Source organism: Burkholderia sp. MR1-5-21 (genome assembly GCF_053427715.1).
This window is the reverse complement of the sequence record NZ_JBSAXD010000037.1, coordinates 69,523-94,409: the sequence shown is the minus strand read 5'-3', so window position 1 is coordinate 94,409 and position 24,887 is coordinate 69,523. Positions and strand designations below refer to the sequence as shown.

18 protein-coding genes, 1 tRNA gene, 1 pseudogene and 1 riboswitch are annotated in these 24,887 nt (G+C 69.0%); of the genes and pseudogenes, 15 read left to right on the top strand and 5 right to left on the bottom strand.

What is annotated here, in order from left to right:
- Nucleotides 1-118, top strand: a pseudogene (locus ACV229_RS34760) (formate dehydrogenase subunit delta); the annotation flags it as partial.
- 45 nt (nt 119-163) lie between these two features.
- Here ACV229_RS34760 and ACV229_RS34755 read toward each other — a convergent pair.
- On the bottom strand, nt 164-1,828 hold the full coding sequence (locus ACV229_RS34755) for an FAD-dependent monooxygenase (RefSeq protein WP_448087601.1): 1,665 nt from the start codon (nt 1,826-1,828) through the stop codon (nt 164-166).
- 129 nt (nt 1,829-1,957) lie between these two features.
- Here ACV229_RS34755 and ACV229_RS34750 point away from each other — a divergent pair, with 129 nt between their 5' ends.
- Nucleotides 1,958-3,796 carry a tetratricopeptide repeat protein gene (locus ACV229_RS34750; RefSeq protein ID WP_448087600.1) on the top strand — a complete coding sequence of 613 codons (1,839 nt, stop codon included), beginning with the start codon at nt 1,958-1,960 and terminating at the stop codon, nt 3,794-3,796.
- 85 nt (nt 3,797-3,881) lie between these two features.
- Here the strand turns inward: ACV229_RS34750 and tcuC are convergent, their stop codons facing one another.
- Nucleotides 3,882-5,180, bottom strand: coding sequence for a tricarballylate/proton symporter TcuC (gene tcuC / locus ACV229_RS34745; RefSeq protein ID WP_448087599.1), 1,299 nt, complete (start codon nt 5,178-5,180; stop codon nt 3,882-3,884).
- A gap of 228 nt (nt 5,181-5,408) precedes the next feature.
- Here tcuC and ACV229_RS34740 point away from each other — a divergent pair, with 228 nt between their 5' ends.
- Entirely contained in the window at nt 5,409-6,500 is a 1,092-nt protein-coding gene (locus ACV229_RS34740) for a hypothetical protein (protein ID WP_448087598.1), read from the top strand.
- A 111-nt stretch (nt 6,501-6,611) separates the two neighbouring features.
- On the opposite strand, the gene ACV229_RS34735 is transcribed toward ACV229_RS34740, so the two are convergent.
- Both ACV229_RS34735 and ACV229_RS34730 read right to left on the bottom strand, forming a co-directional pair.
- Nucleotides 6,612-7,292: a DUF2968 domain-containing protein gene (locus ACV229_RS34735; protein WP_448087597.1), complete on the bottom strand. Its 681-nt coding sequence runs from the start codon at nt 7,290-7,292 to the stop codon at nt 6,612-6,614.
- A gap of 109 nt (nt 7,293-7,401) precedes the next feature.
- Complete coding sequence (locus ACV229_RS34730; protein ID WP_448087596.1) at nt 7,402-8,646, bottom strand: gamma-glutamyl-gamma-aminobutyrate hydrolase family protein; 1,245 nt, start codon at nt 8,644-8,646, stop codon at nt 7,402-7,404.
- Between the two features lie 264 nt (nt 8,647-8,910).
- Between ACV229_RS34730 and ACV229_RS34725 the strand changes: the two genes are divergently transcribed.
- From ACV229_RS34725 to ACV229_RS34695, 7 genes are all read left to right on the top strand, one after another.
- On the top strand, nt 8,911-9,594 hold the full coding sequence (locus tag ACV229_RS34725; protein ID WP_448087595.1) for a GntR family transcriptional regulator: 684 nt from the start codon (nt 8,911-8,913) through the stop codon (nt 9,592-9,594).
- Nucleotides 9,595-9,601: 7 nt separating this feature from the next.
- The gene (locus ACV229_RS34720) at nt 9,602-10,978 is read left to right on the top strand and encodes an amidase (protein WP_448087594.1); all 1,377 of its coding nucleotides are present in this window, start codon (nt 9,602-9,604) and stop codon (nt 10,976-10,978) included.
- Between the two features lie 131 nt (nt 10,979-11,109).
- On the top strand, nt 11,110-11,622 hold the full coding sequence (locus tag ACV229_RS34715; RefSeq protein WP_448087593.1) for a disulfide bond formation protein B: 513 nt from the start codon (nt 11,110-11,112) through the stop codon (nt 11,620-11,622).
- 528 nt (nt 11,623-12,150) lie between these two features.
- Complete coding sequence (xdhC, locus tag ACV229_RS34710; RefSeq protein ID WP_448087592.1) at nt 12,151-13,155, top strand: xanthine dehydrogenase accessory protein XdhC; 1,005 nt, start codon at nt 12,151-12,153, stop codon at nt 13,153-13,155.
- Nucleotides 13,156-13,173: 18 nt separating this feature from the next.
- Nucleotides 13,174-14,199 carry an adenosine deaminase gene (locus tag ACV229_RS34705; RefSeq protein ID WP_448087591.1) on the top strand — a complete coding sequence of 342 codons (1,026 nt, stop codon included), beginning with the start codon at nt 13,174-13,176 and terminating at the stop codon, nt 14,197-14,199.
- A gap of 310 nt (nt 14,200-14,509) precedes the next feature.
- Nucleotides 14,510-15,823: a guanine deaminase gene (guaD, locus tag ACV229_RS34700; protein ID WP_448087590.1), complete on the top strand. Its 1,314-nt coding sequence runs from the start codon at nt 14,510-14,512 to the stop codon at nt 15,821-15,823.
- 146 nt (nt 15,824-15,969) lie between these two features.
- Nucleotides 15,970-16,108, top strand: a riboswitch (yybP-ykoY riboswitch).
- A 79-nt stretch (nt 16,109-16,187) separates the two neighbouring features.
- Nucleotides 16,188-16,760 (top strand): TMEM165/GDT1 family protein, encoded by a 573-nt coding sequence (locus ACV229_RS34695; RefSeq protein WP_448087589.1) that lies wholly within the window; start codon nt 16,188-16,190, stop codon nt 16,758-16,760.
- 156 nt (nt 16,761-16,916) lie between these two features.
- Here ACV229_RS34695 and ACV229_RS34690 read toward each other — a convergent pair whose 3' ends face one another.
- Nucleotides 16,917-17,612, bottom strand: a complete 696-nt coding sequence (locus ACV229_RS34690; RefSeq protein WP_448087588.1) for a DUF4136 domain-containing protein — start codon at nt 17,610-17,612, stop codon at nt 16,917-16,919.
- Between the two features lie 208 nt (nt 17,613-17,820).
- On the opposite strand from ACV229_RS34690, the gene pepN reads away from it, so the two are divergent.
- From pepN to ACV229_RS34665, 5 genes are all read left to right on the top strand, one after another.
- Complete coding sequence (pepN, locus tag ACV229_RS34685) at nt 17,821-20,511, top strand: aminopeptidase N (RefSeq protein ID WP_448087587.1); 2,691 nt, start codon at nt 17,821-17,823, stop codon at nt 20,509-20,511.
- A gap of 425 nt (nt 20,512-20,936) precedes the next feature.
- Nucleotides 20,937-21,950 (top strand): class 1 fructose-bisphosphatase, encoded by a 1,014-nt coding sequence (locus ACV229_RS34680; protein ID WP_448087586.1) that lies wholly within the window; start codon nt 20,937-20,939, stop codon nt 21,948-21,950.
- A gap of 205 nt (nt 21,951-22,155) precedes the next feature.
- Nucleotides 22,156-22,231 (top strand) — tRNA-Thr (locus ACV229_RS34675).
- A 189-nt stretch (nt 22,232-22,420) separates the two neighbouring features.
- A complete protein-coding gene (locus ACV229_RS34670; protein WP_448087585.1) occupies nt 22,421-23,230 on the top strand; it encodes a helix-turn-helix transcriptional regulator in 810 nt (269 codons plus the stop codon).
- Nucleotides 23,231-23,511: 281 nt separating this feature from the next.
- Entirely contained in the window at nt 23,512-24,885 is a 1,374-nt protein-coding gene (locus ACV229_RS34665) for an MFS transporter (protein ID WP_448087584.1), read from the top strand.
- Nucleotides 24,886-24,887: the final 2 nt, after the last annotated feature.

Sequence of the window (24,887 nt, the reverse complement as noted above, 5' to 3'; positions counted from 1 at the left end):
GCTGCTGGCGGCGCTCGACGACCCGGCCGACGCTGCCGCGCAGCGTGCCACGCCGATCGTGCGCGACGCGATCGCCGCCTATCGCGACACGCTGACGCCCGCCGCCGCGCGGGCCTGATCGCGCCCGGGGCCTGTTCACGCCGATAACAGGCTTGCGCTGGCCCTACGCAGACAGCGACACACCGGCGAACCAGCTTTCGCAGTGCCTCAGCAATGCGCTCGCGTCGGACGCCGGGCGCCCGCGCGCGGCGATATAGCCGTCGGGCCGCAGCAGGTAGAACGACGGCCGCGACCGGCCGTAGGCTTCCGCGAGCCCCGCCGCGCCGTCGCCTTCGGTATCGGAGACGCGCCACACGCGCACCGCGCCCGGCATGATCCGCTCGAGCGATTGCACGAGCGCCTGCGCGTCTGCCGCGGCGGGCGGCGTCGCGCCCGCCCCGGCCGGCGGCGGATCCTCGAGCAGCAGCAGCGTGAAGCCGGTCGGCTCGTGCAGGTCGAACAGCCGCGCGATGCCCGGCGCCTGCCCGAGCGGCCCGTCGACCACATGCACGAGCGCATCGGGTGCCCGCTCGCCCGCGCGCGGTCCGCCGTCGAGCACGCGCTCGAGCGTGAGCGGACTCTTCCGGTATTGCACCCCCAATTCGCTGACCGTTTGCCGCACCGCGTCGCGCATCGGCCCGAACGACGACAGCAGCGGCACGACGTGGTCGCGCAGCAGCTTCATCGGCCCACGGTCGGCCTCGACGATCTGCGTGAGGAAACTCGTCTGCCGCAGCACGTCGCGCTCGATCGGATGACGCTCCGCGTGATACGTATCGAGCAGGCGCCCGGACGCGCCCGCACCCAGCACCCGCGCGAGCTTCCAGCCGAGATTGAACGCTTCCTGGATGCCGGTGTTCATCCCCTGCGCACCGGCCGGGCTGTGCACGTGTGCGGCGTCGCCCGCGAAGAACACGCGATCGTGCCGCAACTGCTCGACCATGCGGCTGTGCAGGCGGAAATAGGACGACCACGTGAGGTCGCTCAGCACGATCGACGTTCCGACACGCGAGCGCACGATCTCCTGGCACTGTGCAAGCGACGGAACGCGCTCGCCGGGCGGCGCGCCGTCCTCGGGCGGGCGGTCCGCCACCAGCCGGTAGCGCCCGTCGCCCATCGGGAACAGGCCTGCAATGCCGTCCGGCGCCGTGAACAGGTGAATCTCGTCGTCCGGCCAGTCGGGAATCGCCGCGAGATCGGCGAGCAGGAACGTCTGCTCGAACGGCCGGCCGATGAAGCCGACGCCGAGCAGGTGACGCACCGTGCTGTGCGCGCCGTCTGCGGCGATCAGATATGACGGCGCAAACTGCTCGTCGTCGCCGTGCGCGTCGCGGATCGTCACGTCGAGCGACGTGCGGCCCGAGTCGTCCGACTCACCCTTGTTGCACGCGGTCAGCGTCCGGCCGCGCTCGACGGTCACACCGAGGCCGGCGAGATGCTCGGCGAGCAGCCGCTCGGTGACGCTCTGGTCGAGGAACAGCAGATACGGATAGCGCGTCTGCAGCGGATCGAAATCGAGCCGCGCAATCACGCGGCCGTCCGCGTGCAGCGCCGCCGCATGCGCGCGATGCCCGCTCGCGAGAAACGGCTCGACCGCGCGATGCTGCTCCAGCAATTCGAGCGTGCGCGCCTGGATGCCGATCGCGCGCGAATACGGCGCGGGCGCGGCAGCCTTGTCGATGATGCGCACCGGCACGCGCGCCCGCGCAAGGCTCATCGCGGCGGCCAGGCCGGTCGGCCCCGCACCGACGACCAGCACGGGCGGGATATCGAGCAGTTCGTCGACCATGAGAACCTCGATGACTTGCGACCCTGCAAGTCTACGCCGCTCCGCCTGACGGAACCATATGCCGGACGGCCAACTGGGGCCGTGCCGGCAGGTATGGGAAAATGCGCGTTTTCCGCTAGTTTTCGCGTCATGGATTCCGCCTTCGACCGAGCCTACGCCGCGCACCGCGCGGGCCGGCTCGCCGACGCCGAGCACGGCTATCGCGCCGCGCTCGCCGCCAATCCCGCCGACGCCGACGCGCTCCATCTGTTCGGCGTGCTGCGGCATCAGCAGGGCCAGCATGCCGAAGCGGCCGAGCTCGTCGGCCGCGCGGTCGCGCTGCGCCCGGACGATGCCGCGCTGCAACTGAATCTCGGCAATGCGCTGAAGGCGCTCGGCCGCCTGGACGACGCGATCGACCGCTTCCGCAACGCGCTGACGCTCGCGCCCGAATTTCCGCTCGCGCACTACAACCTCGGCAACGCGTATGCGGCACTGCAGCGTCACGACGATGCGATCGACGCGTTCGAGCGGGCGCTGCGGCTCACGCCCGACGACGCGTCGATCCACAACAATCTCGGCAACGCGCTGAACGCGCTCGGCCGCCACGACGACGCGCTCGCCGCGTTTCATCGCGCGCTCGAACTGCGGCCCGGCCACGCGGGCGCGCACAACAACCTCGCGATGGCGCTTTCCGCGATGGACCGCGCCAATGACGCGATCACCCATTTCCGTGCAGCGATCGCCGCGCAGCCGCGCTTCGTCGCCGCGCACTTCAACCTCGGCAACACGCTCGACGCGGTCGGCCGCCACGCGGAAGCCGCCACTGCATTCGAGGCCGCGCTCGCGCTGCATCCGCCGTTTCCGCTCGCGCTGTTCGGCCTGGCGAACGCACTGAGCGCGCAGGCACGCCATCGCGATGCGCTGCCCTTCTACGAGCGCGCGGTCGGCCTCGATCCGTCATTCAGCCTCGCGTGGCTGAACCTCGGCAACGCGCATCACGCGCTCGGCGCGCACGAGATGGCGCTGCGCGCGTTCGACCAGGCGCTGCGCGTCACGCCCGACCTCACGCTCGCGCAATTGCATCGCGCGGTCACGCTGCTGACGCTCGGCGATTTCACGCGCGGCCTGCCCGCCTACGAAACGCGCCACGACACGCCCGGCGCGACGCCGCTCGGCGCGCTGCCGCGCTGGCAGGGCGAGCCGATCGCGTCGCGCACGCTGCTGATCCGCGCGGAACAGGGGTTCGGCGACACGCTGCAGTTCGTCCGTTTCGTGCCGCTTGCGCGCGCGCGTTGCGCGCACGTCGTGCTCGAAGTGCAGCCGGAACTCGTCGCGCTGCTCGCGCCGGCGGCCGCAGACTGGCGCGTGACGCTCGTTGCGCAAGGCGCCGTGAAAGCAGGCACCGCAGATATCGCGTGCACGCTGCTGAGCCTGCCGTTCACGCTCGGGCTGCAGCCTGCCGACCTGCTGTCCGGAACACGCTATCTCGGCGCACCGGACCTCGCCCGCCGACGCTTCCGCGGCTCCCTCGGCGGGCAGTCGAAACGCAAGTTCGGGATCGCGTGGTCGGGACGCAGGCAGGCGCAGGACAACCGGTCGATCCCGCTCGCCGCGCTCGAACCGCTGTTCGCGCTGCCCGATATCGACTGGATCGTGCTGCAGCCGGCAATCGACGACGCCGAACGCACATGCGTCGATGCGCATCCACGCGTTCATCACTTCGGTGGCCGGTTGACCGACTTCGCCGAAACGGCAGCGGCGATCGAACGGCTCGATGGCGTCGTCTCGATCGACACTGCGGTCGCGCACCTCGCCGGCGCGCTCGGCAAGCCGTTGTGGCTGATGCTGCCGTTCGCGGCGGACTGGCGGTGGTTCACCGGAGCAGACTGTCCGTGGTACCCGCAGGCCCGGCTCGTGCGCCAACCGGCCCCCGGACAATGGGACGACGTCGTGCACGCGGTGGCCGACGCATTGCGCAACGCCTGACCGCCTCATGAAAAAAGGGAGCGCAATTGAACTGCGCCCCCCCTTTTGCAATCCACGCGGCCGCCGGCCGCGCGTCGCGGTGCCGTCAGGCCACCTTGTACTGGTCGCGCGCCTCCGGCGTGCGATACAGCACGAGCGTCGCGATCAGCCCGCATATCGCCGCCACACCGAGCCACAGCCCCGGCGCGGCCTTGTTGCCGGTCTCGTGGATCAGCAGCGTCGAGATCGCGGGCGTGAAGCCGCCGATCGTCGTCGCGAGGCTGTACGCAAGCGAGAAACCGGCCGTGCGCACGTCGGCCAGCATCACCTCGGTCAGCGCGACGACCATCGCGCCGTTGTACGACGCATAGAGGAACGACAGCCACAGCTCGACCGCGAGCAGCCGCAGGAACGACGGCTCGGCCACGAGCCAATGGACGGCCGGGTATGCGGTCGAGAGCGTGAGCACCGTGAACACGATCAGCACCGGGCGGCGGCCGATGCGGTCCGACAGCGCGCCGGACAGCGGCAGCCACACGAGGTTCGAGATGCCGACGCAGACAGTCACGACGAGCGCGTCGATCGACGACAGGTGCAGCACTTCCTTGCCGAACGTCGGCGTATACGCAGTGATCATGTAGAAGGACACCGTCGTCATGATCACCATCCCCATGCCGGCGATCACGACGCCCCAGTTCTCGAGCATCGACCGCATGATCTCGCCCATCGTCGGACGATGGCGTTTCGCGAGGAATTCGTCGGTCTCCTTCAACGAGCGGCGGATCAGGAACAGGAACGGCACGATCAGGCAGCCGATCAGGAACGGAACGCGCCAGCCCCATGCGGTCATTTCCTCGGCCGGCAGCACGCGGTTCAGCAGCACGCCGACGAGCGCGGCGAACACGACCGCGACCTGCTGGCTGCCCGACTGCCACGACGTATAAAAGCCCTTGTTCCCCTTCGTCGCGATCTCCGACAAGTAGACCGACACACCGCCGAGCTCGACTCCCGCCGAAAAGCCCTGCAGCAGGCGCCCGCACAGCACGAGCGCCGGCGCGAGCGCGCCGATCGTCGCGTAGCCTGGCACCGCCGCGACCGCGAGCGTGCCGATCGCCATCAGCGTGAGCGTCAGGATCAGCCCCTTGCGGCGGCCGTGGTGGTCGATATATGCGCCGAGGACGATCGCACCGACGGGACGCATCAGGAAGCCGGCGCCGAACACGGACAGTGCGAGCATCAACGACGCGAATGAATCGCCGCTCGGGAAGTAGGTTTTCGCGATGGCCGACGCGTAGTACCCGTAGACCATGAAGTCGTACATTTCCAGGAAGTTGCCGCTGACGACCCGGAACACGGTGCGGAATTTGGATTCCTGACGGACGATCGCGTGTGACGCTGTGGACATGTTTTTCTCGCTGAGCTTGGACGGCGCGCCCGCGCGCCCCGTTGATCCGCCGGTTCCCGAAATGCAGCGCCGCACGCGCGGCGCAGGCGGAACCCACCGATGCCGGCGGCGCGTCGCCCGCAAGGGCGCGCGGGCCGGCATCGTCCGGGCATGATGACACGTGATGCCGACAATTGCCTTTTGGTGGCCATCTGATCCGTGCGGCACGTCGCGGGGGCCTGCCCGGCCGTGTGTACTTTCGTGCGATGCGTTCTGAAAAATCGTACCAGTCCGATCGACGCTCTGCCCCCGATTGATCACAATACGAGGTTTGTGTCAATGTCCGCCCGGTGCGTTCTGCTTTCCGCCCATGCCGCGCGGCGCATCTTCTTCATGAATCGATCGCCATTTGTCTCCGTCGAAGGCGAACTCGCCCGCCCTCGATTCGCACCACTCGACGGCGTGCCGCCATTCGGCCGCGAGTGGGCGATTCGCCGCGCGTCCGGCATGGAGGCCGGCAACGCCGGCCGCGCGGTCACCACGACATCGTGCATCGACGTCGAGGCGCCTCATCGCGGCTGCCACTGGCAGCCGTCGAGTGCCGTCGCGCCGGAAACCAGCGTCGCCGCGCAGTCCGTCGGCGCGCAGCCCGTCACCGACGCGGCCGGCGCACGCATCGGGCGCCCGACGCTCGTGGCATGCTGGACCGTCGGCGCGCTCGGCATCATCGGCTGGCTGATCGCCGCGCACGAGCCACCGTCCGACGTCGCGCCACCGTTGCACACCGTGTACGCGAATGCCATCGCGATCCAACGCGACAGCCGGCCGCAGGATCCATCGCCCGCCCGCATCAGCCCACCGGCCAACCCGGGCGCTGCCCCGACCCGGCAGGCCGGGACGCGCGACGTGGCCACCGCCGTTCCCTCGCTCGCGGCACACGCAGCATCGCCGACCATCGCGGCTCAGCGCCCCGGCACGACGCCCGAAGCAAAACGCCTCGCGGCCGCGCCCCTGCCACCACGCTCGGCCGGAAATCACACGACAACCGCCGCCCGGCCAGACACCGCGCCCGTCCTGGGACGCGTCGCCGCCCGCATCCCGCCTGCGCCGCAGCAGACACACGCCGAGCAGCGAAGCGCCTCCGTGCCACCTCGGCGGCCCCAGCCGCCGCTCGGCAACCTCGACGATCCGCGCAAGCTGATCGCGATGGCCAACGCATTGCGCGGCGCGCAGCCTGCGCCGACGACGGCGGCACGCCCGCCCGATTCGGGTTTCGACGACTGGACATCGCGACTGTCCCATCGGCGCGTGACCGACGCACCCGACGCGTTCACGCGCTGATCGGCACCGGCACCGGCAAACGCGCCGGCAATCCGCGGCGAACAAAAAAAGCCCGGCGAAGGGTCACTTCGCCGGGCTTCGTGTTTCGTCGATCCGAAAGCCGTGCGGGCGTTATTTGTGCGCCGGCAATCCAGACTCGGTCTGGCGCTCGAGCTGCTGCACCTGCTGCTGCAATTCGCGCAACTGCACCTGCGCCGCGCGCTTTTCGACCTGCAGTGCGCGTGCCTGCTCGTCCGCCGTCTTCTGCCGCTGTGCGACCTCGGCCTGCTGGCTGCGCGCGACGCTCAGGTCGGCCTGAAGCTGCTGCGCGCGATTCGCCGACAACGCGATCACGCGCTCGAGGAACGCCTTCTGCGCCTGCAGTTCGGTCCGGCGGATCTCGATGTCGGACAGCTGCACGGTCTGCTGGACGAAGTTCGCATACACCATCTCCGCGCGGCTCTTGTCCTGCGACTTGATCACGCGCCACAGATGCTTGTCCTGGAACAGCGCGACGTAGTACGTCATTTCCTGCGGATCGAACATCAGACTGGCGCCGTAGCTGCCGTTGTACGTCGTCCGCATTTCGACGACCCTGCCGTCACGCAGCATTTGCGTCAGTTCGGCGACGTTGCCTTGCGCAGCGCCGTTCGCCGCGGGCGCGGCGTCGCCGCTCAGGGCCGTCACGGCCGGACGGGTGCCGGCAACGGGCGCCGTCGTGTCATCGGACCATGCGGCGCCGGCGTAAGCGCACGCGGCAATTGCAACGGCCCACGTTGCGGATCGTGCAGAGGAAAAATATCGGAAGGCCAACTTCAGACTCCGGCGGACGAATCGGAAACTCGCGATTATCGTGCAAAACGCCGGAGCCGCATCTCGAATTTAACCGGGATGCGGCACGTCATCACGAAGCTCGACAGTCTTACAGGCGCGTCTCGCGTGCGGCACGCAGGAACGCATCGAGCAGCGGCGTGCAATCGAGCAGCTCGGCCCCGCCCGCGCGATGGAATTCGGGGTGCCACTGCACACCGACGACGAACGGCGCGCGCCGGTAGCGGATGCCCTCAATGATCCCGTCGCCGGCCGACACGGCCTCGATGTTCAGGTCGCGGCCGAGATCGCGGATCGCCTGATGGTGGATCGAGTTGACGATCGCCTCGCGGCGCCCCGGGAACATGCTCGCGAGCGTCGAGCTGTCAGGGAAGCGGACCGCGTGGCGGTGCTGGTCGTAATGCTCGCTCACGTGCGCGTTGGCGGTCGGCACGTCGGTCGCGATGTCCTGATAGAGCGACCCGCCGAACGCGACGTTGATCAGCTGGCAGCCGCGGCACACGCCGAGCACCGGCTTGCCGGACTCGACGAACTCGTGCAGCAGCTCGAGTTCGTACATGTCGCGCACGCGGTCGCCCGGCCATTCGGGGTGCGCGTCGGACGCCGCGTACGTCTGCGGCGACACATCGGCACCACCCTGCAGCAGCAGGCCGTCCAGATGCTTCGCATAATCGCGCAGGCGGATGTTGCTCGGGTGCAGCATCCCCTGGTGACCGACTGTAGGAATCATGAACACCAGCACGTCGCGCGACATCACCCAATGCGCGATCGACTCCTCCAGGTATTGCAGCGTCTTGCCGCGCAGCCCCTTCGCGCCCGGCTCCGGGTGGAAGATCCGTGCGGACACGCCGATGCGCAGCGTGCGCTGCGTGATGCGCTGCCCGGCGCGGTCGAAGATCCGCCGCGCGCGCGCGGCGATGATCCGGCCGAACACCGACCACGGCGTGTCGCTCTGCTTCAGGTACGCGGGCGGCGCAGTCGGCGCGTTCGCGGGCGGCGGCCGCGGCGTATCGAAGTCGGGCGGTGCGCCGAATCCCGGCGGCGGCGCACCGGGCTTGCGTTCGTGCGCGGCAGTGCCTGCCGATGCGCCCGCACCGCCGGCCGCAGCACCCGACGTGCCGGTCGCGCCCCGCTCCGATGCTACGGTGACGGGCGACGCGCCCGCCCCGACGACATCGTCGGCAACGCCGTGCGCCGCGGACGTCGTTGCGGCCTGGCCGGCCGACGCGACAGGCGCGGCGCCGGACGCGGCGTTCGCCGCAATCGGACGGGCGGAGTCAGGGGAATGAGAGGTCATGCCGGCCGAGCCGGCAACGGAAGGCGTGTTTTCGCTCATGACGGTGGTCTGGTACGTCGCTCGCGCGCGTGGATTGACGAGGATTCATTATGCTTCAGTGCCCGATCGCGCGGTAAGCCGACAACATCTTGTCATCAATGTTGCAAGGGTCCGGTCGATTTGCGCTCCGGAATCGCCCCGCGGTCTGCCCACGCTGCCGCGCTGGACATCTGTGATATATCACAATAATATCGACACGTTGCCCACACCCCGGAACCGGCCGAGCATGCCCTTGCGTCGTCCGGCCACCGCGCCGCCGCACGTATGAACACCCTGACCGACGCCCCGCCCGCCCGCCGGCCCGACCTCTCGGCGGCCAGCCTCGCCGAGCGCGCGTACGCGCTGATCCAGCGCGACATCATCACGATGCGCCTGAAGCCCGGCGCCGCGCTCAACGAGGCCGACCTCGTCGCGCGTACCGGAATCGGCCGCACGCCCGTCCACCAGGCCGTGCATCGCCTCGTGCTCGAGGGGCTGCTGTCCGTAATGCCGCGCAAGGGGCTGATGGTGCAGCCGCTATCGCTCGACGATATCGTCGCCGTGATCGACGTGCGGCGCATCAACGAGGCGCATTGCGCGGCGCTCGCCGCCCGTCACGCGTCGCCCGACGATCTCGCGCGGATGGCCGCGCTGCTCGACGACGGGCAGGCTTGCGTCGAGCGGCACGACGTCGAAAGCATGATGGACCTCGACCGCGCATTCCATCAGACGATCGGCGCGGCCGCGCGCAACCCGGTGCTCGCGGACATCCTGCGCGGGCTGCACGAGCGCTCGCTGCGCTTCTGGTTCGTCACGCTGTCCGAGCCGCACCATCTCGCCGACGTCCAGCGCGAACACCGCGAGCTGCTCGACCGGCTCGCCGCCCGCGATGCCGACGGCGCGCGCGCGGCCGTCGAGCGCCATATCGATTCGTTCCGCGTCACCCTTCTCCAACATCTTCGACCCTGAGCCGTCCATGACCACCTTCACGCCCTTCCCCCCGCTCGCCCAGCTCGCCGCGGATCTCGCCACCGGCCGGACGACGAGCCGCGCGCTCGTCGATACCGCGCTCGACCGGATCGCCGATCCGGCCGGCCAGGGCGCCGTCGTCTTCACCGAAGTCGACGCCGACAACGCGCGCGCGGCCGCCGACGCGCACGACCGCCTGCGCGCCGCCGGCACCGTGCTGTCGCCGCTCGCGGGCATCCCGGTGTCGGTCAAGGACCTGTTCGACGTCGCCGGCCAGGTGACGCGCGCAGGCTCGCGCGTGCTCGACGGCGCACCGCCCGCGACGGCCGATGCGGTCGCCGTCGCGCGCCTCAAGCGCGCGGGCGCGGTGCTGGTCGGCCGCACCAACATGAGCGAATTCGCGTTCTCGGGGCTCGGCCTGAATCCGCATTTCGGCACCCCGCGCTCGCCGTACCGAAGCGACGTGCCGGGCGACGCACGGATCGCCGGCGGCTCGTCGTCAGGCGCTGCCGCGTCGGTCGCCGACGGGATGGCGGCCGTCGCGCTCGGCACCGACACCGGCGGCTCGATCCGCATCCCGGCCGCGCTGTGCGGGCTGACGGGCTTCAAGCCGACCGCGAGCCGGATTCCGAAGCAAGGCGGCGTGCCGCTGTCGTCGACGCTCGACTCGTTCGGCCCGATCGGCCTGACGGTCGCGTGCTGCGCGCTCGTCGACCGGATGCTCGCGGGCCTCGAGCCGCACGTGCCCGCCGCGCGACCGCTCGAAGGCGTGCGGCTCGGCGTGCTGACGAACTACGTGACGGACGGCGTCGACGCCGACGTCGCCGCGGCGCTCGACACCGCGCTCAAGCACCTCGAGGCCGCCGGCGCGGTCGTCAGCGAGGTGCGCTTCGGCGCGCTCGACCGGCTGCCGGACATCAACCGCTTCGGCTTCTCGCCGATCGAGGCCTATGCATGGCACCGGCCGCTGCTCGCCCGGCATCGCGACCGCTACGATCCGCGCGTGCTGTCGCGGATCCTGAAGGGCGAGCCGGCGAGCGCGGCCGACTACCTCGACCTGCTCGCCGCGCGCGACGCGATGCTCGACGAAGCCGCGCACACGGTCTGGGCGCGCTTCGACGCGCTCGTCGCGCCGACCGTGCCGATCGTGCCGCCGCGCATTGCGGAACTGGAAGCGGACGACGACGCGTTCACGCGCACCAACGCGCTGATCCTGCGCAATCCGAGCGCGTTCAACTTCCTCGACGCGTGCGCGCTGTCGCTGCCGTGCCATCCGCGCGACGCGGCGCCGGTCGGCATGATGCTCGCCGCCGCGCCGCATCGGGACGACGCGCTGCTCGCGATCGGCCAGGCAGCGGAGGCGGTGCTGAATCCGATCCGCTGACCATATCGGCGGGGTGAGCCGGCAGGGTGCGGCGGGGCGCCGCACGCGCGCTGTCAGTTTCGTGCCAGACCATTCGCGCTAAAATCGCGCGATTGTTGACCGGACCGACCGACGAGGAAACCCGCCCGACCATGAACGATTACCTGCTTGCGCTACGCCGTGAACGCCGCCTGCTGATGCTGCTCGGCTGGGTATGCATCGCCCTGCTCGCCGGCGCGCTGTATCTGCAGTACGTGAAGAACGAGGATCCGTGCCCGCTGTGCATCATCCAGCGCTACTTCTTTGCAGCGATCGGCATCTTCGCGTTCCTTGCCGCGGGGATGCGGAACTGGCGCGGCATCTGGCTGCTCGAGCTGCTGATCGCGATCGCCGCGGCGGGCGGCGTCGGCACCGCCGCGCGGCACCTGACGATCCAGATGAACCCCGGCTTCAGCTGCGGCTTCGATACGCTGCAGCCGATCGTCGACAGCCTGCCGCCCGCGCACTGGTTCCCCGGCATGTTCAAGGTCGCGGGGCTGTGCGAGACCGTCTATCCGCCGATCCTCGGCATCCTGCTGCCCGGCTGGGCGCTGATCGGCTTCGCCGCGATCCTGATCCTGGTCGTCGCGAGCCTCTGGCGCAACCGCCGCAAGCTCGCGGCCTGACCGCCGACGCGCGGCCGGCCGCACCGTCCCCACGTAAACACCTACGCCGTTGCGGCCCGCCGTTCCACGCGGGCCGCGCCCCGCCCCGCGTCATCTCCCTGCCCCGCCGAGCCCCGCCGGGACTGCGTTTCGGCCCGATGCGCCGCCATCCGGCCCTCAACGTCCCGCGACCGGCCTATGATCGACATGATCGCCATCTGATAGCCCGGATCAACGCCGGCCGATATTCCGGCCGTCCTGCAGTGCTATCGTGACGTCTGGATGGCGATCTACGTGCGCGAGGCCGGGTGTCTCGACCCCCTGCGTAACGCGCGCCTGATCCGCAATGTCGACTGGATTCATCATGACAACGCACACCATCCGCAACCGTCGCCCTCATGGCGTTCACGCGTCCCGCTCCGGGACTGCCGGCGCACCTGCGCCACGCATCGGCGCCCGGCGCATCCTGCTCGCGCTCCCGTCCACCGTTGCCGCCGCGCCCGCCAGCCCGCGCCGCGCGTCGCACGCCGATATTCCGGGAGCGCGCTGATGGAACCCTGGCTTGGCGATCTCCAGCAACTGCTCGCGCACGGCGAAGCGGCCGTGCTCGTGACGGTCGCGCACACCGACGGCTCCGCGCCGCGCGAAGCCGGCACCAAGATGCTCGTGACGCGCGACACCGCGCGTTACACGATCGGCGGCGGTCATCTGGAATGGCGCGCGATCGAGATCGCGCGGCACCTGCTGAAGGACGGCGCACACGTGCCCCATGCGCGCAAGCTCGAGCGGCTCGCGCTCGGCCCGAGCCTCGGCCAGTGCTGCGGCGGCGCCGTCGTGCTCGCGTTCGAGCGGCTCGACGTCGGCGATCTCGGCTGGATCATGTCGCTCGCAAAACGCGTCGCGGCAGGCGCCGCGACCGTGCGTAGCGTATCATTCGGCCCCTCGCCGGGCGCGCCGCTGCTGAGCGAGCCGGAACCGGCCGCCGCACGTGCCGATTGCCTGCTGTGGGAAACCGGCGGCGTCGCGCTGATGACCGAGACGATCGCGCCGTATGCGTTCCCGGTCGTCCTGTTCGGCGCCGGGCACGTCAGCACCGCGCTCGTCAAGGTGCTCGCGACGCTGCCTTGCCACGTGCACTGGGTCGACCGGCGCGACGCGGCATTCCCGCCGTCGGAGACGCTCGCCGGCATCGGCAACCTGACGATCGACGCAAGCGACACGCCGGACGACGCCGTCGACACCGCGCCGCCGCAGACCTACTTCATCGTGATGACGCACGACCACGCACGCGACCTCGTGCTGGCCGAGCGCATCCTGCGGCGCGGCGACTATGCGTATTTCGGGATGATCGGCTCGCACGCGAAGCGCGCGCAGTTCGATCAGCGTCTCGCGGCATTCGGCATCGATCCGGCGCAGCTCGCCCGGATGCGCTGCCCGATCGGCGTCGAAGGCATCGTCGACAAGGCCCCCGAAGTGATCGCGATCTCGGTGGCCGCGCAGTTGCTGCAGGCTGTCGAGGCGAACGCGCCGGCGCACGCATCCCCTACTTTCTGACCGACCAAGAAGAACGCCATGACCCCGACCTTCAAAGACAAGATCGCCCGTGCGCCGAAAGCGGAGCTGCACATCCACATCGAGGGCTCGCTCGAACCCGAGTTGATCTTCGCGCTCGCGAAGCGCAACGGCGTAAAGCTCGCGTACGACTCGATCGACGCGCTGCGCACCGCGTACGCGTTCACCGACCTGCAGTCGTTTCTCGACATCTATTACGCAGGCGCGAGCGTGCTGCTCACCGAGCAGGATTTCTACGACATGACGGCCGCGTACTGCGAGCGCGCGCTCGCGGACCACGTCGTCCACACCGAACTGTTCTTCGACCCGCAGACGCACACCGAGCGCGGCGTGCCGATCGCGACGGTCGTCGCCGGCATCGAGCGCGCGCTCGCCGATTACGAACGGCGCGGCCTGTCGAGCAAGCTGATCCTGTGCTTCCTGCGCCACCTTCCGGAAGAAGACGCGCTCGCGACGTTCGACGCCGCGCTGCCGCTGTTCGAGCAGTACAAGCACCGTCTGATCGGCGTCGGGCTCGACTCGTCCGAGCGCGGCAACCCGCCGTCCAAGTTCGCGCGCGTGTTCGAGAAAGCGCGCGCGCTCGGCCTGAAGCTCGTCGCGCATGCGGGCGAGGAAGGCCCGCCCGCCTACGTGACCGAAGCGCTCGACGTGCTGAAGGTCGACCGCATCGACCACGGCGTGCGCAGCATCGAGGATGCCGCGCTCGTCGAGCGCCTCGCCGCGTCGCGCATGCCGCTGACGGTCTGCCCGCTGTCGAACCTGAAACTGTGCGTGTTCGACGACATGGCGAAGCACACGCTGAAGTCGCTGCTCGAGCGCGGCGTCGCGGTGACGATCAACTCCGACGATCCGGCCTACTTCGGCGGCTACGTCAACGAAAACTATTTCGCGACGGTGGACGCGCTGCGCCTGACGGACGCGGAAGTCCATCAAGTGATCCGCAACGGCTTCCAGGCATCGTTCGTCGACGCCGCGCAACGCGACGCGCTGACCGCGCGTCTCGATGCGTACTGGCACGCCGCGTAAGGACGCGGCCATGACGTTCGTCCACGTTGCAACGATCGATCGCAGACCCGCTCTGCGCTGACCACCGACATCGAGGAGCGCATTTCGATGATCAGCCATGACGGCGCAGCCGCGCCGGCGACGCGTCCGTGATACGGCCGCCGCTGCCGGACTCGCGAACCGGCACACGCATTCGAGCCGCCGCTGCAGCGGCTTCCCGGCGTGCGGTGACGCCGGCCGCATCGCGGGGCTGTCCATCCTCCTCCGGTTATTGCCGTCGCCGCTGCGCATGCGGCGCCGGCCGATTCCTTTCCAACGCAGGACGAACGTTATGACGCAAACCGCTTTCCGTGCCCAGTTGCTGACCTTCACCGGCGACCCCGCACAATCCTCACAGGCCGCGCACCACGAGGCCGACGGCCTCCTGATCGTCGACGACGGCAAGGTCGTCGCGGCCGGCGCCTACGCGCAGCTCGCGGCGACGCTCGCGCGCGATGCGATCGTGCACGATCTGCGCGACAAGCTGATCGTGCCCGGCTTCATCGATACGCACATCCATTACCCGCAGACGGACATGATCGCGTCGCCGGCCCCGGGCCTCCTGCCGTGGCTCGACAAGTACACGTTCCCGACCGAGCGCCAGTTCGGCGACCCCGAGCATGCGCGCGAAGTCGCGGAGTTCTTCGTCGACGAACTGCTTGCGTGCGGGACGACGAGCGCGCTCGTCTATTGCACGGTGCACAAGCAGTCCGCGGACGCGCTGTTCGCCGCGAGCGACGCGCGCGACCTGCGGATGATCGCGGGCAAGGTGCTGATGGACCGCAACTGCCCCGAGTTCCTGCGCGACACCGCGCAATCGGGCTACGACGACAGCGCCGAGCTGATCGGCCGCTGGCACGGCCGCGGCCGCCAGATGTACGCGCTCACGCCGCGCTTCGCGCCGACGTCGACCGAGGCGCAGCTCGAGGCCTGCAGCGAACTCGCGCGCCGCCATCCGGACGTGTTCGTGCAGAGCCACGTCGCCGAGAACGTCGACGAGGTGAAATGGGCGGCCGAGCTGTTCCCCGGCCACCGCAGCTATCTCGACATCTACGATCACTACGGGCTGCTGCGCCGACGCGCGGTGTACGGCCACTGCATCCATCTCGACGACGAGGACCGCCGCAGGATGGCCGAAACGGGCACCGTGGTCGCGCACTGCCCGACGTCGAACTTCTTCCTCGGCAGCGGCCTGTTCGATTTCGACAAGGCGGGCGAATACGGCGTGCCGGTCGCGCTCGCGACCGACGTCGGCGGCGGCACGTCGTTCTCGATGCTGCAGACGATGAACGAGGCGCACAAGGTCGCGCGGCTGTCGGGGCATCACCTGACTGCAACCCGGATGTTCTGGCTCGCGACCGCGGGCGCCGCGCAGGCGCTCGACCTCGCGGACACGGTCGGCACGCTCGCGCCGCGCACCGAAGCGGACTTCGTCGTGCTCGACCCGCAGGCGACGCCGCTGCTCGCGCGCCGCACGAAGCGCGCGGAATCGCTCGAGGAACTGCTGTTCGCGTTCGCGCTGCTCGGCGACGACCGCGCCGTATACCGGACCTACGCGGCCGGCCGCTGCGTGCACGAGCGCGGCGCCGCACGCCGCCCGGCCTGACGGCGCGCCGGCCCGTGCGCGTCACGCGTAGCGTGCGGTGCGGGCCGGGCCGAACCGGGCATCTCGCGGGCGGGCATGCCGTGCCCGTCCGCTTTCCGCTGCCCCTGCCGCACGGCTTTCCGGCGCTGCACGCGTCGTGCTAGAATCCGCTCTTCATTGGGGAGTAGCCGCTCCGCTCGATGTCCCGCGCCCCCGGCGCGCATCGTGGCGGAGGCGTCCGTCAACAGACTTGGCCGTTCGGCCATGGCGGGCGCAGCCACCGAAGGCCTGGCGAGACCGATGGTTCACAGCGCGCCGCTTCAGGGCCCGGCGCGCGGTGGATCGTCGCTCGCACGCACAACAACAGGCCCGTGGAACCCCGTACGTGTCCCAAGCCTTCCTGATCTCCACCGGCGCCGTCGCCCTCGCAGAAATCGGCGACAAGACCCAGCTGCTTTCCCTCGTGCTCGCTGCGCGTTACCGCAAGCCGATGCCGATCATTCTCGGCGTGCTCGCCGCGACGCTGCTCAACCACGGTTTCGCGGGCGCGCTCGGCGAATGGCTCGGCGCGCTCATGACGCCGTCGGTCATGCGCTGGGCGCTCGCGTTCTCGTTCATCGGGATGGGGCTGTGGATCCTCGTGCCGGACAAGCTCGACGCCGACGAGGCCAACGCGAACCGCTCGCGGCTCGGCGTGTTCGGCGCGACCTTCGTCGCGTTCTTCCTCGCCGAGATGGGCGACAAGACGCAGATCGCGACCGTCGCGCTCGCCGCGCGCTTCCAGGATTACGTGGGTGTCGTGGCCGGCACGACGTTCGGGATGATGCTCGCGAACGTGCCGGCGATCCTGCTCGGCGACCGCTTCGCGCACCGCCTGCCGACGAAGGTCGTGCACGGCATCGCGGCCGTGCTGTTCGTCGTGCTCGGCGCGCTGGCGCTGTTCGGCGTCGGGGTGTGACCCGCGCCACGGGAATCGTTCGCGGATTCGTTCGCGAATTCACTCACGGACGCGCGGCGGTACCCGACGCCGGTCGCTGAAAGGCCGCCGGGCGGACCGAACAGCAGGCCAGCCTGCTGGCCGGCCCGTTCGTTGCCGTCTGTCGCGCTTGCGGTATTACTTGGCCGCCGCCGCGCCGGACGCGGGCGCGGCCGGCACCGCGCGTTCGTTGGCGGCCGGCACGGCCGGTCCGCCATGCTTGTCGACCGGCAGCCGCACCGTGCGCACCGCGCCGTTGCCGAGCGGGAAATCGGCGAGCGCGCTGCGGGCGAGGAACGGCATCGCATACAGCAGCGCGCCGTTGTCGCCGGTCGTGCGCGCGGTCACGTTATAGACTTCCTTGCCCGTCGCCCGCTCGGTGATCCGGATGCCGAGCATGTAGTCGAACACCTGGTAGGTCTGGTTCACGTAGCCGGCCGGCATCGGTCCCCAGGGGCCCCATGGCCCCCACGGCCCGCTCCGCCAGTACGGCCCCGGAAACCACGGGTCGTAATAGACGGGCTGCGGCACCGTCACGAGGTCGCTGCCGACACCGTAGGTGAGCCCGACCAGGTAGCGGGCCTGCGCCTGCGGCACCTGGCGGAACGCATATGCGGACAGCTCGTTCGCGACAATCGGCTCGTAGGTCGACTGCTCGATGCTGTTCTTCTGCGCGTCGGCGCGGGTAAAGGCGTAGGTGCGTGTCGCATCGCTGCCGCTCCAGTCGGAGAAGGCCGTGACCTGCGTCGTCACGTAGCTGGTGCAACCCGCGAGCAGCGCCACGCACAGCGCCGCCGTCCATATTGCACCGCGATAAATCCGTTCGCGTTTCATGATCGTCCTCGTCAATCCGTCACCCGCCCGCTTCATTCCTGCTTCGTTCCCGCGTCATCGCGCGAAACGGACGGGATGCCGATAATACGCGGACTGTCCGATCCGGTAAAAAGTTCGCGCGGCACGCGGCGTCAAGCCTTTGTACAATGGGCCGTTTCGCCGGGCCCGCGCCGCGCGCCCGATCCCGATTCCACCGACCTCGACGACCATGTCCGACAACGCCTCCTCCACTGTGATCCGCCGCGCCGACTACACGCCGCCGGCCTTCCTCATCGATACCGTCGCGCTCGAATTCGACCTCGCGCCGGCCCGCACGATCGTCAGGAATACGATGCGCGTGCGTCGCAACCCCGACGCCGCCCCGGTCCCGCACCTGGAGCTGATGGGCGAAGCGCTCGAATTCGTCGGCGCGCAGCTCGACGGCGCGCCGTGCACCGCGCGCGCGCACGAGCACGGGCTGATCGTCGAGAACGTGCCCGACGCGTTCGAGCTGACGCTCGACAGCGCGTGCGCGCCGGACCAGAACACGACGCTGTCGGGCCTGTACGTGTCGAGCGGCAACTTCTTCACGCAATGCGAAGCCGAGGGGTTCCGCCGCATCACCTATTTCCTCGACCGCCCCGACGTAATGGCGTCGTACACGGTGACGCTGTGCGCCGACAAGGCCGCGTACCCGGTGCTGCTGTCGAACGGCAACCTCGTCGATGAAGGCGACCTGCCGGACGGCCGGCACTTCGCGAAGTGGGAGGACCCGTTCAGGAAGCCGAGCTACCTGTTCGCGCTCGTCGCGGGCAAGCTCGTCGCGATCGAGGAGAAGATCACGACCGGCTCCGGCAAGGAAAAACTGCTGCAGGTGTGGGTCGAGCCGCACGACCTCGACAAGACCCGCCACGCGATGGATTCGCTGATCCATTCGATCCGCTGGGACGAAAAGCGCTTCGGCCTCGAACTCGATCTCGACCGCTTCATGATCGTCGCGGTCGGCGACTTCAACATGGGCGCGATGGAGAACAAGGGGCTCAACATCTTCAACACGAAGTACGTGCTGGCGAACCCCGAAACGGCGACGGACACCGATTTCGCGAACATCGAATCGGTGGTCGGCCACGAGTATTTCCACAACTGGACCGGCAATCGCGTGACCTGCCGCGACTGGTTCCAGCTGAGCCTGAAGGAAGGCCTGACGGTGTTCCGCGACCAGGAGTTCTCGGCCGACATGGCCGCGGGCGACGACGCGAACGCGGCAGCCCGCGCGGTCAAGCGGATCGAGGACGTGCGCGTGCTGCGCCAGCTGCAGTTCGCCGAGGACGCGGGCCCGATGGCGCATCCGGTGCGCCCCGAGAGCTACGTCGAGATCAACAACTTCTACACGATGACCGTCTACGAGAAGGGCTCGGAAGTCGTGCGGATGTACCAGACGCTGTTCGGCCGCGACGGCTTCCGCAGCGGGATGGACCTGTACTTCAAGCGCCACGACGGCCATGCGGTCACCTGCGACGATTTCCGTCACGCGATGGCGGACGCGAACGGCCGCGACCTCGCGCAGTTCGAGCGCTGGTACAGCCAGGCCGGCACGCCGCGCGTGACGGTGAAGACCGCCTACGACGCAGCCGCGCGCCGCTACACGGTGACGCTCGCGCAAGGCTACGGCGACGCATCGCCTGCCGCACGCGAAACGCAGCAGGGGCCGCTGCTGATCCCGTTCGCGATCGGCCTGATCGGCCGCGACGGCCGCGACCTGCCGCTGCGCCTCGACGGCGAGACCGCCGCCGCCGGCACGACGCGCGTGCTCGACTTCACCGACGCCGAGCAAACCTTCACGTTCATCGACGTGCCGGAAGCGCCGCTGCCGTCGCTGCTGCGCAACTTCTCCGCGCCGGTGATCGTCGAGTACGACTACAGCGACGCCGATCTCGCGTTCCTGCTCGCGCACGACAGCGATCCGTTCAACCGCTGGGAAGCGGGCCAGCGCCTCGCGACGCGCGCGCTGCTGACGCTCGCTTCGCGCGCCGCCGCGAACGAGCCGCTGACGCTCGACGAGAATTTCATCGCCGCATTCCGCCGCGTGCTGACCGACGACACGCTGTCGCCGGCGTTCCGCGAGCTCGCGCTGACGCTGCCGTCCGAAACCTATCTCGCCGACCAGATGGCCGAATCCGATCCGGCCGCCGTGCATCGCGCGCGCCAGTTCGTGCGCCGCCAGCTCGCGACCGCGCTCCACGCCGACTGGCTCGCCGCGTACGACGGCCAGCGGACGCCGGGCGTATATGAACCGACGCCGGAAGCGTCCGGCCGCCGCGCGCTGAAGAACCTCGCGCTCGCCTACGTCGCCGAACTCGAAGATCCGGCCGACGCGGCGCGCCTCGCGAACGCGCAGTACGACGCGGCGAACAACATGACCGATCGCGCGGCCGCGCTCGGCGCGCTGCTGTCGGCAGCCGCAGCGGGCGTGAACGAGCCGGCCGAGCGCGCGCTTGCCGACTTCTACCAGCGCTTCGAAAAGGAAGCGCTCGTGATCGACAAGTGGTTCGCGATGCAGGCCGCGCAACGCGGCACGCCCGCGCATCCGACGCTCGACAAGGTCCGCAAGCTGCTCGCGCATCCGGCGTTCAACCTGAAGAACCCGAACCGTGCGCGCTCGCTGATCTTCAGCTTCTGCGCGGCGAACCCCGCGCAGTTCCATGCGGCGGACGGCTCGGGCTACGCGTTCTGGGCCGAACAGGTGCTCGCGCTCGATGCGATCAATCCGCAGGTCGCTGCACGCCTCGCGCGCTCGCTCGAACTGTGGCGACGTTTCACGCCCGCATTGCGCGACCGGATGAAGGCTGCGCTCGAGCAGGTCGCCGCCGGCGCGAAGTCGCGCGACGTGCGCGAGATCGTCGAGAAGGCGCTGGCGTAACACGCGCCGTTTCCGCGGCCGCTGAACGCGACAAGGCCGGCGCCGCCCGAAGCGGCGCCGGTTTTTTTAACGTCTGTCGTCCGCACGCTCGATGCGGCGCCGGCTTTTTTGCGTCCGTCGACCGCACGGATCTCGTACAACACCGGGCCGATCGTATTTGGGTACGCGAATGATTCGCGGCGGCGCAGTCCGCCCATTCCACCGAGGATTTCCGCGCCGTAACGCGGGTCACCCGCCCGGTCCCTGACGACGGGCTCGATGTCTTCCGGCGGGTGCGAGTGCCGGTGCGGGGTCGCACCGCTACCCGAAATCGGGCCGCTCCGAGCGCGCGGCGATGTAACCGGACGAAAAAAGCCCGTGGCGCCGCAGGCGCGGCGGGTAAAATTGCGGCAATTCAAGGATTCTTTGGCCTTTCGGAGTCTGTCATGTCCATCGCCCGTCGCACCACGCTGTCCAAGTTCCTGATCGAACAGCAGCGTGAGACCAACAACCTCCCCGCCGACCTGCGCCTGTTGATCGAAGTCGTCGCCCGTGCCTGCAAGGCGATCAGCTACAACGTGCAGAAGGGCGCGCTCGGCGAAGCGCTCGGCACCGCCGGCAGCGAAAACGTCCAGGGCGAGGTGCAAAAGAAGCTCGACATCCTGTCGAACGAAATCCTGCTCGACGCCAACGAATGGGGCGGCAACCTCGCCGCGATGGCGTCGGAGGAAATGGAAACGTTCTTCCCGATTCCGGCGAACTATCCGCGCGGCGAATACCTGCTGGTGTTCGATCCGCTCGACGGCTCGTCGAACATCGACGTGAACGTGTCGATCGGTACGATCTTCTCGGTGCTGCGCTGCCCGGACGGCAAGCAAGCGACCGAAGAGTCGTTCCTGCAGCCCGGCACGCAGCAGGTCGCGGCCGGCTACGCGGTGTACGGCCCGCAAACGGTGTTCGTGCTGACGACCGGCAATGGCGTGAACTGCTTCACGCTCGACCGCGAAGTCGGTTCGTGGGTGCTCACGCAGAGCAACCTGCAGATCCCGGCCGACACGCGCGAATATGCGATCAACGCGTCGAACGCGCGTCACTGGTACGACCCGGTCAAGCGCTACATCGACGAGCTGAACGCCGGCAAGGACGGTCCGCGCGGCGACAACTTCAACATGCGCTGGGTCGCGTCGATGGTTGCGGACGTGCACCGTATCCTGAACCGCGGCGGCATCTTCATGTACCCGGCCGACAAGCGCACGCCCGACCGTCCGGGCAAGCTGCGCCTGATGTACGAGGCGAACCCGATGTCGTTCATCGTCGAACAGGCCGGCGGCGCCGCGACGACGGGCACGCAGCGCATCATGGAAGTGCAGCCGACCGGCCTGCATCAGCGCGTGCCGGTGTTCCTCGGCTCGAAGAACGAAGTCGAACGCGTGACGCGCTACCACACCGAATCCAACTGAGTGCACTGCAGCACTAGACGGCGTCGCAAGACGCACGTACAATCGCGCCTCGCGATACGGCACCAAGGGGTCGCATCGCGGTGAAGTGAAAGCGGGAAATCCGCCGGATCGAGGGTTTCGCGGAACAGCAGCAGCAAGCTGAAAAAAATTCGCAAAACCTCTTGCCAAGGCCTCAGATTTCACCATATAATTTCACTTCTCTGCTGCCGGTGTAGCTCAGTTGGTAGAGCAGCGCATTCGTAATGCGAAGGTCGTAGGTTCGACTCCTATCTCCGGCACCAAGACTCAAAGGCCTGACAAGCAATCGCTTGTCAGGCCTTTTTCGTTTCCGGGTCCGAATGTTCACCGCGCACGCCCGACGTCATGCGAAGCCCCGCGCCCTCCCGCACCGCTTGCGGGCATCTCCCGACTCTCGGGCCCGCACGCTGCGGCATACAATCTCGGCACCACCCCACCCTTCACCCAGCATCATGCGCACCTGGCGTCTCGAGCGACCGAACCTCAGCGGACAACTGGACGTATCCCGCGCAACCGGGCTCGTCGCCGCGATCGGCGACGGCGATCCGAATGCGTTTGCCGGCGAAGTCCTGAAGCTGTTCGACGATGCGCTGTCGGTCACGCAGTGCACGGTCTTCGCATACGAGTTCGGCAATCGCCCGCGTACGATGTCGGTTGCCGATCATCGCGGCGGACGCTACCTGCGCGACGTCGCCGACACCTACGCACGGCATTTCTATGCACTCGACGGCAACCAGAAGATCGTGTCGACTGCGAGCCGCGGTCCGCACCGCCACGACTTGATGCTGCATCAGCAGACCGGGGACGAGATCGGCCACGAAGCGTATCGCGCCGCGTGCTATCGCGGCCCGGACGTGTCCGACCGCGTGTCGCTGCTGATGCAGCCGAACGAAGCGATCTGGCTGTCGATCAACCTGTACCGTGCGCACCGCAGCGGCCACTTCCAGCCGCGCGAGATCGCTGCCATCGAGGCGCTCGCGCCGCTGATCGCGAAGGCGGCAAAGCATCATTACGTGCTCGCCGGTGCGACGCAGATCGGCATTCCGCAACTGATGCTCGCGCGGTTGCGCACCGCGTGCCCCACGCTGTCGAAACGCGAGCTCGACGTGTTGCGCGGCGTGCTCGAAGGCCAGACCGCACATGAGATCGGCGACACGATCGGCGTGAAGGCATCGAGCGTCGTCACCTACCAGAAACGCGCATACCGCCGCCTCGGCATTTCGAGCCAGCGCCAGCTGTTCGCGCTCTGCCTGCAGCCGTAGATCGCCTTCCCGCCTTCCCGCCTTCCCGCCTTCCCGCCGTACAGCCGTACAGCCGTACAGCCGTCCAGCGTTCCATTTCGCCGTCGGTCGTCTCCGGGTTTCTCCCGGTCCGTCCGCATGTGCGCGCTGTACCCAGGATGGGGACAGCGACCCGCTGACCCGCCGCCATACTGCCGTCGACACGTCACCCGCCGCACACAGTCGTTCCGACCCGCGACGCGACTCACAAGACGTGCGCGCACCGGGCCGCCCGCCCGGCCGCCCCGACCGGAGACACCCGTATGGACCCCGCCACGCTCGCCGATGCGGCCTCGCCGCGCGCCACGCCCACGCATGACGACACGGCCCGCCGGCTGATCGCGAAAATCTCGCGCCGCCTGCTCGGCTTCCTGTTCGTGCTGTTCTTCTTTTCGTTCCTCGACCGGATCAACATCGGCTTCGCCGGCCTGACGATGACGAAGGACCTCGGCCTCTCCGCCACGCAGTTCGGTCTCGCGACGACGCTGTTCTACGTCGCGTACATCGCGTGCGGGGTGCCGGGCAATGTCGTGCTGTCGCGCATCGGCGCGCGCCGGTGGATCGGCGCGATGATGATCGCATGGGGCATCGCGTCGTCCGCGACGATGTTCGCGACGAGCGCCGGCACGCTGTACGCGCTGCGCGTGCTGGTCGGCATCACCGAAGCCGGCTTCCTGCCCGGCATCCTGCTGTACCTGACCCACTGGTTTCCGGCCGCGTACCGCGCCCGCGCGAATGCGTTGTTCATGATCGCGATGCCGGTCACGGCTGCGCTCGGCTCGGCGGTGTCCGGCTACCTGCTCGCGCTCGACGGCACGCTCGGCCTGCGCGGCTGGCAGTGGCTGTTCGTGCTCGAAGGGCTGCCGGCCGCGCTGCTCGGCTTCGTCACGCTCGCGCGGCTCGACGACCGGCCCGCCGACGCCCGCTGGCTGAGCGCCGACGAGAAGCGCACGCTCGCGCAACTGCTCGCGGCCGATCACGCGCCGTCCGCCGGCCAACCGGTTGCGCACACAACGACACTCTGGCGCGAGCTCACGTCCGCGCCCGTGCTGCTGCTGTCGCTGATGTACTTCTGCCTCGTCAATTCGCTCGCGATGGTGGCCGTCTGGACGCCGCTGATCGTCAAGAGCTTCGATGCGCACGCGAGCAATCGCACGGTCGGCCTGCTCGCCGCGATTCCGCAGGTCTGCACGATCGTCGCGATGATCGTCTGGGGCCGGCGCTCCGATCGTCGTCAGGAGCGCCAATGGCACTTCGTGATGCCGATGCTGTTCGCCGCGCTCGGCTGGCTCGCGACCGCGTGGGCGCCGTTCCCTGCGTGGCGGCTGCTCGGCGTATGCGCGGCGTCGGCCGGCGCGTACACCGCGATGTCGATCTTCTGGACGACGCCCGACCTCGTGCTGAGCACATCGGCGCGCGCAATCGGCATCGCGGCGATCAACGCGATCGGCAACATCGGCTCTGCGCTCAACCCGCTCGCGGTCGGCTGGCTGAAGGATGTCACGCACAGCTTCGCTGCCGGCCTGCTGTATGCCGCCGCGCTGCTCGCAATCGGCGCGCTCGTCGCGACGACATGGCCCGCCGCGCGACGCGACGCCCCGCACTCGCATTCGCATTCGCATTCGTCACAGGAGTAAAC